General features: G+C 63.2%; 15 protein-coding genes, 1 tRNA gene and 1 pseudogene. 8 read left to right on the top strand and 9 right to left on the bottom strand.

Features of this window, described 5'->3' with window-relative positions; all coding sequences use genetic code 11:
- A partial coding sequence (gene trpE / locus IL54_RS13930) for an anthranilate synthase component I (RefSeq protein ID WP_237748885.1) occupies positions 1 to 1,493 on the top strand: 1,493 nt, incomplete at its 5' end.
- 13 nt (positions 1,494 to 1,506) lie between these two features.
- Here the strand turns inward: trpE and IL54_RS13925 are convergent.
- The 3 genes from IL54_RS13925 to IL54_RS13915 form a co-directional block, all read right to left on the bottom strand.
- The gene (locus tag IL54_RS13925; RefSeq protein ID WP_037476488.1) at positions 1,507 to 2,232 is read right to left on the bottom strand and encodes an extensin-like domain-containing protein; all 726 of its coding nucleotides are present in this window, start codon (positions 2,230 to 2,232) and stop codon (positions 1,507 to 1,509) included.
- Between the two features lie 3 nt (positions 2,233 to 2,235).
- Complete coding sequence (locus IL54_RS13920; protein WP_037476487.1) at positions 2,236 to 3,006, bottom strand: NUDIX domain-containing protein; 771 nt, start codon at positions 3,004 to 3,006, stop codon at positions 2,236 to 2,238.
- 65 nt (positions 3,007 to 3,071) lie between these two features.
- Positions 3,072 to 3,147 (bottom strand) — tRNA-Ala (locus tag IL54_RS13915).
- A 117-nt stretch (positions 3,148 to 3,264) separates the two neighbouring features.
- Here IL54_RS13915 and IL54_RS13910 point away from each other — a divergent pair.
- On the top strand, positions 3,265 to 3,600 hold the full coding sequence (locus tag IL54_RS13910) for a DMT family protein (RefSeq protein WP_037476486.1): 336 nt from the start codon (positions 3,265 to 3,267) through the stop codon (positions 3,598 to 3,600).
- A 6-nt stretch (positions 3,601 to 3,606) separates the two neighbouring features.
- On the opposite strand, the gene queA is transcribed toward IL54_RS13910, so the two are convergent.
- The 5 genes from queA to IL54_RS13885 form a co-directional block, all read right to left on the bottom strand.
- A complete protein-coding gene (gene queA, locus IL54_RS13905) occupies positions 3,607 to 4,635 on the bottom strand; it encodes a tRNA preQ1(34) S-adenosylmethionine ribosyltransferase-isomerase QueA (protein ID WP_037476485.1) in 1,029 nt (342 codons plus the stop codon).
- A gap of 111 nt (positions 4,636 to 4,746) precedes the next feature.
- Positions 4,747 to 5,487: a peptidylprolyl isomerase gene (locus tag IL54_RS13900; RefSeq protein WP_037478697.1), complete on the bottom strand. Its 741-nt coding sequence runs from the start codon at positions 5,485 to 5,487 to the stop codon at positions 4,747 to 4,749.
- 92 nt (positions 5,488 to 5,579) lie between these two features.
- Entirely contained in the window at positions 5,580 to 6,092 is a 513-nt protein-coding gene (gene coaD / locus IL54_RS13895) for a pantetheine-phosphate adenylyltransferase (RefSeq protein ID WP_037476481.1), read from the bottom strand.
- A 5-nt stretch (positions 6,093 to 6,097) separates the two neighbouring features.
- Positions 6,098 to 7,006, bottom strand: a complete 909-nt coding sequence (locus IL54_RS13890) for a polyprenyl synthetase family protein (RefSeq protein ID WP_037476480.1) — start codon at positions 7,004 to 7,006, stop codon at positions 6,098 to 6,100.
- A 5-nt stretch (positions 7,007 to 7,011) separates the two neighbouring features.
- Entirely contained in the window at positions 7,012 to 7,272 is a 261-nt protein-coding gene (locus IL54_RS13885; protein ID WP_037476479.1) for an exodeoxyribonuclease VII small subunit, read from the bottom strand.
- Positions 7,273 to 7,453: 181 nt separating this feature from the next.
- Here IL54_RS13885 and IL54_RS13880 point away from each other — a divergent pair, with 181 nt between their 5' ends.
- Complete coding sequence (locus tag IL54_RS13880) at positions 7,454 to 7,837, top strand: hypothetical protein (protein WP_037476478.1); 384 nt, start codon at positions 7,454 to 7,456, stop codon at positions 7,835 to 7,837.
- A 100-nt stretch (positions 7,838 to 7,937) separates the two neighbouring features.
- On the opposite strand, the gene IL54_RS13875 is transcribed toward IL54_RS13880, so the two are convergent.
- A complete protein-coding gene (locus IL54_RS13875) occupies positions 7,938 to 8,324 on the bottom strand; it encodes a DUF6334 family protein (protein ID WP_037476476.1) in 387 nt (128 codons plus the stop codon).
- Positions 8,325 to 8,449: 125 nt separating this feature from the next.
- Here IL54_RS13875 and IL54_RS13870 point away from each other — a divergent pair, with 125 nt between their 5' ends.
- From IL54_RS13870 to IL54_RS24210, 5 genes and pseudogenes are all read left to right on the top strand, one after another.
- Positions 8,450 to 8,785, top strand: a complete 336-nt coding sequence (locus tag IL54_RS13870) for a hypothetical protein (RefSeq protein ID WP_037476474.1) — start codon at positions 8,450 to 8,452, stop codon at positions 8,783 to 8,785.
- A gap of 203 nt (positions 8,786 to 8,988) precedes the next feature.
- Positions 8,989 to 11,166, top strand: coding sequence for a phosphoribosylformylglycinamidine synthase subunit PurL (gene purL / locus IL54_RS13865; RefSeq protein WP_037476472.1), 2,178 nt, complete (start codon positions 8,989 to 8,991; stop codon positions 11,164 to 11,166).
- A gap of 386 nt (positions 11,167 to 11,552) precedes the next feature.
- Entirely contained in the window at positions 11,553 to 13,985 is a 2,433-nt protein-coding gene (locus IL54_RS13860; RefSeq protein WP_037476470.1) for a TonB-dependent receptor, read from the top strand.
- Positions 13,986 to 14,307: 322 nt separating this feature from the next.
- The gene (locus IL54_RS13855; protein ID WP_443210927.1) at positions 14,308 to 14,925 is read left to right on the top strand and encodes an energy transducer TonB; all 618 of its coding nucleotides are present in this window, start codon (positions 14,308 to 14,310) and stop codon (positions 14,923 to 14,925) included.
- An 18-nt stretch (positions 14,926 to 14,943) separates the two neighbouring features.
- Positions 14,944 to 15,060, top strand: a pseudogene (locus tag IL54_RS24210) (PKHD-type hydroxylase); the annotation flags it as partial.

Here is a 15,060-nt window from a genome sequence, read left to right as displayed (position 1 = left end):
ACGCAGCGGCGCGGGCGGCGTTGGAGCGCGGCGAGTCCGCGCTGGTGTGGCGGCGGCAGATTGCCGACACCGACACGCCGATTTCCGCCGCGCTCAAATTGTTCGAGGCCGATCGCGGCGACTATCTGCTCGAATCGGTCGAAGGCGGCGCGGTGCGTGGCCGCTACAGCCTGATCGGCCTGGCCCCCGACCTGGTGTTTCGCGCCCATGGGCAGAGCGCCGCGATCAACCGTCACTGGGCGACCGACCGCGACGCCTTTGCGCCGCTGGAGGCGGGTGCGCTGGATGCGTTGCGCGATCTGGTTGCCGAATGCCGGGCGGAGATGGACCCGGCATTGCCCGCGGCGCTGGCCTGCCTGGTTGGTTATTTCGGCTATGAGACGGTGGGTTTGGTCGAGAAACTGCCCCGCCCTGCCCCCAATCCGATCGACCTGCCCGACATGCTGTTCGTGCGGCCGACCGTCATCCTGATCTTCGATCGCTTGGCCGACCAACTCTATCTGGTCGCGCCGGTGTGGAAGGGCAGTTTTGCCGACGCGGATCGCGCCATCGCGCAGGCGCTGGAGCGGATCGAGGCCACCGCCGCGCGGCTGGCTGCGCCGATCCCGGCCGCCCCCGCTCCGGCCGACATTGCCGACGTTGCGGTGACCCCGGTGCTGGAGCCGGGCCGCTATGCCGCCATGGTCGATCGCGCCAAAGAATATATCGTTGCGGGCGATATTTTTCAGGTCGTGCTGGCACAGCGTTTCACCAGCCCCTTCACCCTGCCGCCGATCGCCCTCTACCGCGCGTTGCGGCGGATCAATCCGTCGCCCTTCCTCTATTATCTCGACCTGCCCGGCTTCGCGCTGATCGGTTCCAGCCCCGAAATCCTCGTCCGCGCGCGCGATGGCGAAGTCACGATCCGGCCGATCGCAGGCACCCGCCCGCGCGGCAAGAACGCCGTGGAGGATGCCGCCAACCGCGAAAGCCTGCTCGCCGATCCCAAGGAGCGGGCCGAACATTTGATGCTGCTCGACCTTGGGCGCAACGATGTCGGCCGCGTGGCGACGGCGGGCAGCGTGACCGTGACCGACAGCTACACCGTCGAATTTTACAGCCATGTCATGCATATCGTGTCCAACGTGGTCGGCCGCCTGTCGCCAGAGAAGGACGCGCTCGACGCGCTATTCGCGGGCTTTCCGGCGGGCACCGTGTCCGGCGCGCCCAAGGTGCGCGCCTGCGAAATCATCGCCGAGCTGGAACCCGAAACGCGCGGCGCTTATGCGGGCGGCGTCGGCTATTTCGGGCCGGACGGCAATATGGACAGTTGCATCGTCCTGCGGACCGCCGTGTTGAAGGATGGCGTGATGCATGTGCAGGCGGGTGCGGGCATCGTTGCGGATTCGAACCCCGACTATGAACAGCGCGAATGCGAGGCCAAGAGCGGCGCGCTGCTGGCGGCGGCGCGCGAAGCCGTGGCATTAGCGCGGGATGCGGGGTTCGGGCAGTAAACGGGGCTAAGGCTTATCGGCACGCCCGCCATCCGGTCGCACCGCGTTCGGCCTGGTCGAGATGGAAATGGTCGCGGTGCGCGGCATTATAGTCGGGTGACAGGACGGTCGCAAACAGGTCGCACGCCCCGTCGCGCACGGCGCGCAGGAATTGCGCATCCTCGCCCTCACCTTTCCAATCGCGCAGCACGCTGATGCTGCGGCCGTCGGCCAGGGTGAAACCGGCCACGTCGAGCGCATCGGCGGTCGCATGTTCGCTATAGTCGCCTTCGCTGCGGCCATACATGCGGCGGCAGCTATAGCTGCCCAGATGGCGCACGGACCGTACCGACTGGCCGTAGATGCGCTGGGCGGCGGGCTGCACGACCTGCCACTCCCATAGTTTGAGCGCGGCGACGACCGGGCAGGACGGCGCGACCGACGCCGGGGCCAGCGCGATCGCGTCCTTTTCCGCGCGCAATCGCACCGCATCGGCATAGGCGCACTGGTCGGTGCCGCCCGGCTCCACCGCGACATAATCGACGCCCGCCCGGTCGAGCAGCGCGCGGCATTGCGCGGCGTCACCGGTCAGCGCGGTCAGCTTGCGCCCGGTGAACATGCCGATCGGTTGGCTGAGGTCCAGGTCGGTCCAGGGCATGTCCTGCGGCCGCTGCCGCACCAGCGCATAGCCAAGCAGCAGGAGAAACAGCAGGACGGCGAGCAGGACGAGGCGGCGGAGGGTCACATGAAGTTTGCGCATGGCTCAAGCACGCCTGACCCGCGCCATAGGTTCCGACGTGACCGGATATCCCAGATGATCGGGGATGCATAAATGCCGCTCGCCATCCCGCTCCTCCTGCCAGGGCCGTACTTTTTCGACAGGATAGGCGCGCGCATGGGCGACGAGGTCAGCATAGTTGGCGCACAGGGCCAGCCGCTCCAGATTGCGCCGGGTCGGATAGATCACCTTCCCCTCCCCCGCATCGCATTGCGCCAGCGTGGCCGCCGCGCCGCTCCAGAACAGCTTTACATTTTCGGTCGTATCGACGGTGGCCATCTGCCCGTCCGGCGCGCGGGCGATGTAGAAGCGCGTGTCGAATATCCGCGTCGCCTGATCGAAGGGCGCGGGATGCCAGCGGGCGAAGGGCGTCAGCGCATCGAACGCGACGCTTAGGTCATGCCGGTCGAGCAGAGTGCGCAAGGGCACGCCATCCTGCAGCCCGTCACGCAGACGCAGCACGGTTGCCGCGTCCACCACGCCATGCAAGCCAACGCCCAGCCCGGCTTCCTCGATCGTCTCGCGAATCGCGGCGATGCGCGCGGCGGCTTCGTCCTGCTCCAGTCCATGGTCGATGCGCGCGGCCAGATCATGATCCTCCGCATCAACCGCGCCGCCGGGAAAGACCAGCGCACCAGCGGCAAAGGCCATGGTGCTGGCCCGTTCCATCATCAATATATCCGGCGGCCCATCGGCCCGGTCGCGCACGATCACGACGGTGGCAGCCGGACGGCTGCGCTGTTCCAATTCTGTCATGAGACCGCCTTAGGCGCGCGGGGCGCTGGCGGTAAAGTCCTTCGAGCAACCCCAAAGGGAGGGGTTGGTGGAGCCTAGCGGGATCGAACCGCTGACCTCGTCATTGCGAACGACGCGCTCTCCCAGCTGAGCTAAGGCCCCAAAGGAGCGCTGCCTATAGGCGAGGGATTTGGCGCTTGCAACGGTCTTTTTGCACGATCGCTTGCGCCGCCGCCGCGCGCGGTGCCAAAGCGTTGGCCCGTTCCACAAGAGGCCCCTATGCCGACCATCGCCCTGCTGATCATCTCCAATGTCTTCATGACCATTGCCTGGTATTGGCACCTCAAGGGCGGGATGGAGAAGCCGATCCTGCTGGTCATCCTGATCAGCTGGGGCATCGCGCTGGTCGAATATTGCTTTGCCGTGCCCGCCAACCGCATCGGCTATGCCCATGGCTGGAGCGCGGGGCAGCTCAAGGTCGCGCAGGAAGCGATCGCGCTAGTCATTTTCGGCGGCTTCATGGTCACCGTGCTGGGCGAACCGCTCCACTGGCGCCACCTCGCCGCCTTCGCCTGCATCATGGGCGCGGTGGGGTTTTTGTTCGTGGGGAAGTGAGTCGGATCAGGGCAGCAGGAGCGAACTGTCGCCATAGCTGTAGAAACGATAACCGCTGCCAATGGCGTGAGCGTAGGCGGCCTGCATCCGGTCGCGGCCCATCAGGGCGCTGACCAGCATGAAGAGGGTCGATTTGGGCAGGTGGAAATTCGTCATCAGCCCGTCGATGGCGCGGAAGCGGTAGCCGGGGGTTATGAAGATGCGGGTTTCGTCGGCGAAGGGGTGGATGATGCCGTCTGCGCTCGCCGCGCTTTCCAGCAGGCGCAGCGACGTCGTGCCGACCGCGATCAGGCGACCGCCCGCCCCGCGCGCGGCGTTCAGCCGGTCGGCGGTGGCGGGTTCGATGCGGCCCCATTCGGCATGCATGCGATGGTCGTCGGTATCGTCGGCCTTGACCGGCAGGAAGGTGCCTGCGCCGACATGCAGCGTCAGCGTTTCCGTCAGCACCCCGGCCTTGGCCAGCGCCGCCATCAGGTCCGGCGTGAAATGCAGAGCGGCGGTGGGGGCCGCGACGGCGCCATCCTCGCGCGCGAACATGGTCTGATAATCGCTGACGTCGCGTTCGTCGGTCGCGCGCTTGCTGGCGATATAGGGGGGCAAGGGCATGCGTCCGGCCCGTTCCAGCAGCACTTCCACCGGCTCGGTGCCTTCGAAGTCCAGCGTCACGCCGCCATCTTCGTCGCGCGGCCCGGCGATCGCGGTGACGCCTGCGCCAAAGTCGATCCGGTCGCCATCCCGCACCCGCTTGGCATTGCGCAGGAAGGCCTGCCATTGGCGCAGGCCCAGGCGCTTGTGCAGCGTCGCGCCGATCCGCGCTTCGCCGCGCGTGCCTTCCAACTGGGCGGGAATGACGCGGGTGTCGTTGAAGACCAGGACATCGCCCGCGCGCAGCAAGCCCGGCAGGTCGCGCACCGTCAGGTCGGCAAAGTCCCCTGCCCCCGGCACCTGCAACAGCCGTGCGGCATCGCGCGGGCTGGCGGGGCGCAGCGCGATATTTTCCGGCGGGAGGTCGAAGTCGAACAGGTCTACGCGCATCGGTCTATCTGTTTCGTGTGATCAGCCAGTGACCGTTCGTGTCGAGACAGGCGCGCTGCTGCGCGAGCCGCTTCTCGACTTCGCTCGAAGCGAACGGGGAACTGTGGCCTATTATTGTTCCGGTGCAGGCGCGGTGATCGAGGGCGCAGCGGGGGCCGCCATGCCGGGCATCGGCGTCGTCACCGGCGGCTTGCCGTCGCTTTCGATCGAGGCCTGCAGGATCGTGCTGGGATTGGCGGGTGGTTCGCCCTGCGCGATGGCATCGACATATTGCATGCCTTCGATCACCCGGCCGAAGACGGTATATTTCTTGTCGAGCTGCATCCGGGGCAGCAGAACGATGAAGAACTGGCTGTTGGCACTGTCCTCGCTCTGCGCGCGCGCCATCGACAGGGTGCCGCGCAGATGCGGCATCGGGTTGAATTCAGCCTTGAGGTCGGGGAGCTGCGATCCGCCGGTGCCATCGCCCTTGGGGTCGCCGCCCTGCGCCATGAAGCCGGGGATGACGCGGTGGAATTTCAGCCCATTATAGAAGCCCTGGCGCGTCAGCTCCTTGATCCGCTCGACATGCGCAGGCGCGATGTCGGGGCGCAACTGGATGCGGACGCGGCCGCCGGTCGACAGGTCCAGATCCCAGATATTCTGCGGATCGGCCGGCACGGTCGCGGGCGGCAGCTTGGGGGTCAGGTCGGTTTCCAGCGACTTGGCATTGTCCTGCGCGCGCACGGCGGCCTCGGCCCGCTTCGCTTCGTCACCCCCGCCGCCGCCGGGCGCACCCTGGGCATAGGCAAAGCCGGAGGTTGCGAGGGCGACACCGATCGCCATGGTCTTGAGCGCGCAGGTGAAACGCATGAAGCAGACTTCCTTGATCTTATGGGCATAGGGCCAAGCCGCCCTGATAGCGCGCTGATCGCGATTGGCAACTGAACGCAAGCTGAGCGGCGTTATGCGTTGCCCTTGCGGCCCATCTTTTCGACCCGCGCCACGACTTCATCGCGCACGGCGGGACTGACGAATTTGTGGATCGGGCCGCCATAGAGCGCGATCTCCTTGACCAGGCGCGACGCGATCGGTTGCAGGCAGACGTCCGCCATCAGGAACACGGTCTCGACGCGCGCATTGATCTGCTGGTTCATGCCCGCCATCTGATATTCATATTCAAAGTCAGCAACGGCGCGCAGCCCGCGCACGATGACGCTCGCCCCTTGCGATTCGGCGAAATCCATCAGCAGCGAATTGAAGCCGATGACGACGATGTCGGCGTCGATTCCCGCACATTCGCGCCGCACCATGTCCAGCCGCTCTTCGTCGGAGAACATCGGCGATTTGGCGATATTGGTCGTGACCCCGATCACCAGCTTGTCGACCAGCTTCGCGCCGCGCCGGATGATGTCCATATGCCCCAGGGTGATGGGATCGAAGGTGCCGGGGTAGACGCCGATACGCTGCTTGCTCATGGGGCTTAGCGGTCCCTTTCGATGATATAGTCGGCGATGGCGCGCAACAGGTCGGCCTCCGCGCCATAGCCGTGCAGATGCGCCTTGGCCTGATCGACCAGCATATGCGCCTGCGCCCGTGCGCGATCGACACCGAGCAGCGACACGAAGGTTTCCTTGCCCGCCGCCGCATCCTTGCCCAGCGCCTTGCCTGCCAGATCCGCGTCGCCCTCGACATCCAACAGATCGTCGGCGATCTGGAAGGCGAGGCCAATGTCGCGGGCATAGCCGTGCAGGCTGGTGCGCGCCTCCACCGGGATGCGCGCCATGATCGCCGCCGCCTCGACACAGAAGGCGATCAGCGCCCCGGTCTTGAGATTTTGCAGGCGCGTGACGGTGGCGAGGTCGAAGCGCGATTTCTCCGCCTCCAGGTCCATCATCTGCCCGCCCGCCATGCCCGCCGGGCCGCTCGCCAGCGCGAGCGCCCTGACGAGGTCGATGCGGACAAACGGGTCGGCATGAGTCTGTTCGTCGGCCAGGATTTCGAAGGCAACATCGTGCAGACAATCGCCCGCCAGAATCGCGCTGGCTTCGTCAAAGGCCTTGTGGACGGTCGGCTTGCCGCGGCGCATATCGTCATCGTCCATCGCGGGCAGATCGTCATGGATCAGCGAATAGACATGGATGCACTCAACCGCCAGGCCGACCCGCAGCGCCGATTCGCGCGCGATGTTGAACAGGTCGCAGGTCGCTTCGACCAGCAAGGGGCGCAGCCGCTTGCCGCCACCGATCGCGGCATGGCGCATCGCTTCATAGAGGCGCGCGCGCGCATCGTCGGGCACGGGCAAGAGCAGGTCGAAGCCATGGTCGATCCGCGCCGCAACATCACGCGATCGGCTGGTCAGCAACGCCGCCGACGAAACATCCCCCCCCATGCCGCTTAGTCCGCGCCGAACGGCTGCGCGCCGGTCACCGCGCCATTGGCGTCGACCGTCAGCTTGGCGATCCGCGCCTCGGCCGCCTGCAACCGGTCGGCACAGCGTTTGCGCAACGCTTCCCCCTGGGCATAAAGCGAGATCGACTCATCGAGCGGCACATCGCCGCTTTCGAGCCTGCGCACGATCGATTCGAGGGCGCGTAACGCATCCTCGAACGAAAGCTGGGTGGGGTCCGGGGCTTGCGTGCTGCTGTCGGTGGCCATGCCCTTGCATTGACCGCCACCGCTCGCCCGGTCAAGCCCGCAGCGGACAATCGGGCATATGCCTTATGGTTCGGACACCCCACTGACGGCACTGCGGCATGACGTCATATCAAGCGCATGGCGGGAATAGCGCAGTTTTGCGTTGACGCATCATGCTGCACACGCACATAAAAGGATCGCTATGAAATCTTATATCACCCTGATCGCCGCCGCGAGCCTTGGCTTGCTGTCCGCCTGCAACCAGAATGACGAACCCGAAGTCGTGGGCGGCCCCGCCGACCCGATGGCTGCGGAACTCGCCAACGCCGCACCCGTCGAGCTGCCGCCGTCGGTCAAGGCCAACAAGCAGTTCCGCTGCAAGGACAACAGCTTGCTGTTCGTCGATTATATGAGCGACGACAAGACCGCGCTGCTGCGCACCGAAAAGGGCGGCGCAGCCACCACGCTGAAGGCGGCCGAAGCCGGTCAGCCCTTCACCGCCGAGGGCGGCTACACCATCGACGGTTCGGGCGACAATGTCACCATCACCGTTCCTGGCAAGAGCGCGCAGGCCTGCCACGTTTAAGGCGACCTGATCCTTCCAACCATTTCCAGGCCGGACCGCCCCTAACGGTCCGGCCTTTTTCTTGTCTGCGCATTGGGGGGTTTCGCCCAACTACATACGTTCAACGGCTTGCGATGATGTGCTTAATCGTGATCGTGGAGGCCTCGCCAATGAAGCAGATTTGCGGGTCAATGCCGCAAAATGACAAGGTGAACATGTCGAGGTAGCCGAGGTAGTTCCGGCCTATCCAGCACCATCCGAGCTCAGAACTGATGGCGTGTGCAATCTCCGCGACTTCAACCCAGTCGCTCGCAAGATCGGAGGCGTCTTCCAGATCTACGACGACCTCATCGGTGTTGGGATCAACCCGAAGCACGACGGCACGATTTTCGATTACAATGGCAATAGAAACCCAACCGGCAGGCCCATCTCTGCGTCCCACTACCGCGCTCACCGTTCGCCCGTGAACTTCCTCATAGTCGAATAGGAGCATCGTGCGGTCAGTCATGCGGCTCTATAACCCAATAACGGAACGACAGCTAACCACCATTCCGGTCGTGCCAGCGATGATCGAGACGTATGGCGACAATCGCCGCAATAGCGGACGTCAGCGTTTATTGTTATTGTGGGTCTATGAAGAATATCCTGACCGTCGATGGTGCCCTGAACGCTACCTTTAGCGTGTTCCAAGCCACAGATGAAGAATTTGCGATCCTTTTTCCTGATGGGCAGGAGATTGAGGTAATCGAGGATGTCATCGACCGGGTTGGTGAGGTTGTGGCAGACGAGATATTCGCTCGCGTTTGGGAGCGTCCAATTTTGAAAAGAGAGGCTCAAGGCATCCACGCCACCCTCATCTACGATGAGCCGTCGCGCCGTGAATACCTGCCTGTCTCTCGGCGCGAGATCGATTGGGACGAAGGCTCAATCAATGAAGCACAGCGTCGCCTGTTCCGGTCGAAGCGATAGCGTCCGCTTCCCACCATTTCTCGCCATCCAGAGAAAGCCGACACGCCCCTGACTTCTCTGCCCCTCTGCGCGTAATGGCAGCAGGTAAGCGCGGAAGCGGCGCGGCCACCTCTTATCCCGTTTCTCCCGCCCGATCGACGCATGTCCACCAAAGCATGCACGCCGCCATTGCTCTCCGCCCACGCGGCCGCTAAAGGCGCGGCATGTCCAGCACCGCCACCCAGATCACCCCGGAAATCGTCGCCGAACATGGCCTCAGCCCGGAAGAATATGACCGCGTTCTAAAGGCGATCGGCCGCGCGCCGAACCTGACGGAACTTGGCATATTCTCGGTCATGTGGTCGGAGCATTGCTCGTATAAATCCTCCAAGATCCACCTGATGAAGCTGCCGACCACTGGCCCGCAGGTGATTTGCGGCCCCGGCGAAAATGCCGGCGTGGTCGATATCGGCGATGGGCAAGCGGCGATCTTCAAGATGGAGAGCCACAACCACCCGTCCTATATCGAACCCTATCAGGGCGCGGCGACGGGCGTCGGCGGCATTTTGCGCGACGTGTTCACCATGGGCGCGCGGCCGATCGCCAACATGAACGCGCTGCGTTTCGGGCGACCCGATCACCCCAAGATGCGCCACCTGATCTCTGGCGTGGTGCGCGGCATTGGCGGCTATGGCAATTGCGTGGGCGTGCCGACCGTCGGCGGCGAGGTGAATTTCCACCCCGCTTATGACGGCAATATCCTGGTCAACGCCATGACGGTGGGCATCGCCGACACCGACAAGATTTTCTACAGCGCCGCGTCAGGCGTGGGCAACTCCATCGTCTATGTCGGCTCCAAGACCGGGCGCGACGGCATCCATGGCGCAACCATGGCCAGCGCCGATTTCGGCGATGACGCCGACGCCAAGCGCCCCACCGTGCAGGTCGGCGATCCCTTCACCGAAAAGCTGCTGATCGAAGCCTGCCTTGAACTTATGGCGTCCGATGCGATCGTTGCTATTCAGGACATGGGTGCCGCTGGCCTCACCTCCTCCAGCGTCGAAATGGCGTCGAAGGGCGGCGTCGGCCTGCTGCTGAACATGGACGCCGTGCCGCAGCGCGAAACCGGCATGACCGCCTATGAAATGATGCTCTCCGAATCGCAGGAGCGCATGTTGATGGTGTTGAAGCCGGGCCGCGAAGCCTTTGCCGAAGCCATTTTCCACAAATGGGAACTGGATTTCGCGATCATCGGCGAAGTCACCGACAGCGGCCGCATGGTGCTGGTCCATCATGGCGAAACCGTGTGCGATATTCCGCTCGCCCCGCTGGCCGATGATGCGCCGCTCTATGATCGCCCGTCGATGCCGGTGGAAGACTATAAGGCCTGGTCGGGCGTCAAGCCGCTCGGCGACATTCCCGAAAGCACCGACATCGGCGCGGACCTGCTCAAACTCATGGGCAGCCCCGACATCGCCAGCCGCCGCTGGATCTGGGAACAATATGATCACATGGTCGGTGCCGACACCGTCCAGCGCCCCGGCGGCGACGCCGCAGTCGTCCGCGTCCATGGCAGCCAAAAGGGCATCGCAATCAGCACAGATTGCACCCCGCGCTATTGCTATGCCGACCCCTATGAAGGCGGCAAGCAGGCGATCGCCGAATGCTATCGCAATCTGAGCGCGGTCGGCGCAACGCCCCTGGCGGTGACCAACTGCCTCAACTTCGCCAACCCGCAGCGCCCCGAAATCATGGCGCAACTGACGGGCTGCCTGGATGGCATGGGCGATGCCTGCCGGGCCTTGGACTTCCCGATCGTGAGCGGGAACGTGTCGCTCTATAATGAGAGCAAGGCGACCGGCGGCGGCAGCGCCATCTTGCCGACGCCTGCGATCGGCGGGATCGGCTTGCTGGCCGATGTGGATGCTATGGCGACGGTGGCATTCAAGAATGAAGGCGACGCCATCTGGCTGATCGGCGGAGAAGGCACGCATCTTGGCCAATCCATCTGGCTGCGCGAAATCGCCGGTCGCGAAGCAGGCGAAGCGCCCAAGGTCGATCTGGCCGCCGAACGCGCCCATGCCGACACCATCCGCGCCCTCGTCGCTTCGGGCACCGCCAACGCGGTCCATGATGTGTCCGACGGCGGCCTGATCGTCACTATCGCCGAAATGGCCTTGGCGGGTAAGATCGGGGCAACACTTGACCTCGCGCTCACGACTACGTCTGCCTTTGGCGAAGATCAGGGCCGTTACGTCCTGACGACGGCCAATGACATAGACGTGCCCGGCGCCGTCCGCATCGGCACCGTTGGTGGAGCCGCAGTAGCGGGCGTAGCCCTCACCGACCTGCGCGCCGCGCATGAAGGCTTCTTCCCCAAATTGATGGACAGCGAACTCTAACGATTGGGTATCACGCCTGTCCGCAGGCGAAGCATATGCCCAATCGCCATGTCTCGTAGATCCAGTGATCAGGCCGATTGGGCAGCGTCACATGAATCAGCCAGGGTTGCCCTGCGGTCAATGACTGCAGAACGACCCTGCACGTCACGCGCGCATAGCGATCGGCAACTGGCCTACCCTGCTTGATCGCCTCCGCCGCCCCACCATAGGCCCACCTGTATACGCATCGGCAATCTCGATAGCGACCGCGCCTCCTCCACGATATCGTTCTTATGATTCCGCACGCGCATCAGCCGCGCGCCTTGATAGATAATTATTCGCAATAGCATTGACTCTGCGAAACGTTCTCAATAATTCCCCGGTCAGCAATCAGGGGGAAACATTCCATGTCCAACACCACATCCACGCCATCATTCCTGGCCTTGTCCTGCGTCGGCGCAATGGCCTTCGCCACGGCCGCACAGGCCCAAGAGGCCACATCGGGCCAGCGTCTGGGCGGCATGACCGTCACCGACACGGTCATCGACGAATCCGCAGTCAAAGTCGAAAAGGCGGAATCGCCCAAATATGTGCGCCCCCTGCTTGACACGCCGCAAACCATCACGGTCATCGGCAAGGCTACGATCCAGCAGCAAAATCTGCTGACGCTACGCGATGTTCTTTCGACCGTACCGGGTATTACCTTCGGCGCGGGCGAAGGTGGGTTTGGCTATGGCGATCGGATCATCTTGCGTGGTCAGGATGCCAAGAATGATGTGACCATCGACGGTGTGCGATCGGGTGCCTTCCTCAACCGCAACGAGGTCTACAATATCGAGCAGGTCGAAGTGACCAACGGTGCCAATTCGGTCATGAACGGCGGCGGCTCGGTTGCCGGCACGATCAATCTGGTGACCAAGCGGCCGCTGGCGGACGATCAGACGATGCTCAGCGCAGGTATCGGCACGGACAATTATTACCGAGCGACCGTGGACACGAACAAGCGCCTGAACGACCTGATCGCGGTGCGGATCAACGCGGTCTATCATGAAAATGACGTACCCGGCCGCGATGTCGAAGATTATAAGCGCTGGGGCATCGCGCCCGCCATCACCATCGGCATCGATGGCCCGACCAGCCTGACCATTCAGGCCGAGCATCTGGATGACAAGGCGATGCCGCAATATGGCCTTCGCTATTATGCCAATAATGGCGGATTTCTCGAAGAATTCGACCGCAGCGGCTATTATGGCTTTGCCAATCTCGACCGGCAGGACAGCAAGACCAATAGCCTGCAAACCATTTTCAGCCATGCATTCAGCGATAAGTTGAAGATCCGCAACCTCACGCGCTATGAAAATATCCAGCAGAATACCGTTACCAGCCAACCCAACGGGACATTCTGCCTGTCCACCAATTTGCAGCCGATGGATATCAACGGTGCCAGCGCGCCCTGCACCGTGACGAGCGGAGGCGTCACCACCAGCGTTCCTGCAGGCTATTATCTGCCGACCGGCGGACGCGGCGTGCAACGGCTCATCTCCAACAGGACCGCCTATAATCAGTTCGACATCAGTGCCGATTTCGAAACCGCCGGGATTACCCACAGCTTGGTGCTGGGCGCATCGGCCATGTGGGAGCAATATCGCCAGAAGCAGGGCACGTTGCCGCGCAATGCAGACGGCTCCACCCCCGCCTTTCCGCTCGTCAGCATATCCAATCCCGGCGAAGTCGTCTCCGGTCCGGCAGGCTACACCTATGGCAGCAATATCTACACCGGGCCGGTCAACTTCATCCTCGCCAGCAATAATGTCGGCGAGCAGACCAGCTATGCCGCTTATCTATTCGACGCCATCAAGTTTAGCGACTTTTTCGAGATCAATGGTGGCGTCCGGTACGAAAAGGCCAAGGGCTTCAACCGTTCGTTCAGCTATGTGACAACGCCAGGTGCGGCCAATCTCGGCGCCATCAATGCCGTCACCGGCCCGTTCCGTGTGAACGACAATCTGTTTTCCTATCGGATCGGTGCCGTGGTGAAACCGACGCCCAACACCAGCCTGTATGTTGCCTATGGCAACTCCAAACTGCCCTCGAAAGTATCGGTCGATGGCTCCTGTGCCGCGCTGACCTGCAACGTTGAGCCGGAAACCACCAAAAATTATGAGATCGGTGCCAAGGCCGATTTGTTCGATGCCAAGCTCTTGTTGACCGCCGCCATCTTCCGCAACGATCGCGACCAGATCAAGGTCGTGTCGGGCGACCCGACCTTGCCGGACCAGGCGACCGATGGCCACCAGCGGGTCGAGGGGCTTTCGCTCGGCGCATCGGGCAACATCACCGGCAATTGGACCATTTCGGCCAATTATATGTATCTCAAGAGCGAGATCAAACAGGGTGTGTCCGACTTCTGTCTGGCCAATCCCGGTGCGACCGATCCGACAGCGGGTACGTGCGCCAACAGTGCGGCATTTATCGATCCGACGGCGGGCTATGCGCTGACGAATACACCCAAACATTCCGGCAGCCTGTTCACCACCTACCGCTTCGATTTCGGTCTGGAACTGGGCTATGGGCTGACCTACCAGGGTAAATTCCTGCTCAATCAACCGACATTGGCCCAACTGACGGCGGGCACTTATGTCGGCTATTCCGTACCAAGCTATACCATTCACCGGCTCATGGTGAACTATCCGATCACGGACCGGCTCAAGGCGCAGGTCAATGTTCAGAATTTCACGAACGAGAAATATGTGACGACGGTGCGCAATGCCGTCGGCGGCAGCTGGGCGCAACCCGCACCGACCCGATCGGCTGTCTTCAGCCTCAACTACCAGCTCTGATCCCGCATACCCCGACACTGTCCCGGTCGGGGAAGGACGGACGGCGATCTACCCTCTCCTCAGGTCGCCGTCCGCCCGCATTCGCACGAGGTCAAAGTCGCGATTGATTCGCATTAGTCATTGCCCTATTCAAGACCGAGCAACGGATGGAAAGGGGGGCGCTGTTATGCTTCACGCTGCAATTCAACCCATGACGGACGATGACAGTGCTACATTCGCCGACCGTCCTCCGGTGCCATCGGCCCCTCTCGTTTCGCCAACGATATACACTGCCGCCCGCGATCCCTATGGTTTCAGCAGGCAGCCCAATATTCCGGCGATTATGGTTATCATTCTGGTCCACGCCCTGTTGATCGGCATGCTGATCCAGGTGCGCAGCCATGTGATACGCGTGCAGGAAGCAAAACTGACTGTCGTCAACCTCGCACCGCCGCCACCCCCGCCTCCCTCTGCCTCGGCAGCGCCGCCGCAACCATCGTCACATGAGGTCATCGCCCCGCCGCCGATCGTGCAGACGCCCGTTCCCATGCCCCAGGCTGTCCAGACATCCCTCGCGCCACAGGCCGTTTCCGCCCCCGCACCGACTCTTGTGGCCGTCGCTGGCCCGGCCGCGCCGACCGCCCTGCCACCCGCCCCGCCCAGCCTCATTCAGGGTGGCGATATCGGGACGCAGATGGTGTCGGGCAAACCGCCCCGCTATCCGATCGAGAGCCGCCGCAAGCGCGAGCAGGGCACGGTCGTCCTCCAGTTGATCCTGGGGGTCGATGGGACGGTCGAAACGATCATGGTCAGCCAAAGCAGCGGCTTTTCCCGGCTCGACAACGCCGCACGCGATGCGGTGAAGCACTGGCGCTGGAAACCTACGCTGCGTGATGGTCAACCGATGCGGGTGCGAGGCCTTGTCGAAATCCCCTTCGTCCTGCGACCCGATCCTGATTAACGGAAGCCCCTTAATTCCATGCTGATCGCCATTCCTGACCTGCTCGATGCGCCGGGCATCGCCGCCATTCGCGCGCTGATCGACCCAACGACCTGGGTCGATGGCAATGTGACATCGGGCCATCAATCCGCGCTG

Source organism: Sphingobium sp. ba1 (assembly GCF_000743655.1).
Lineage (GTDB): Bacteria > Pseudomonadota > Alphaproteobacteria > Sphingomonadales > Sphingomonadaceae > Sphingobium.
Note: the sequence above shows the minus strand (reverse complement) of the source record. Positions and strands in the feature narration are given on the sequence as shown.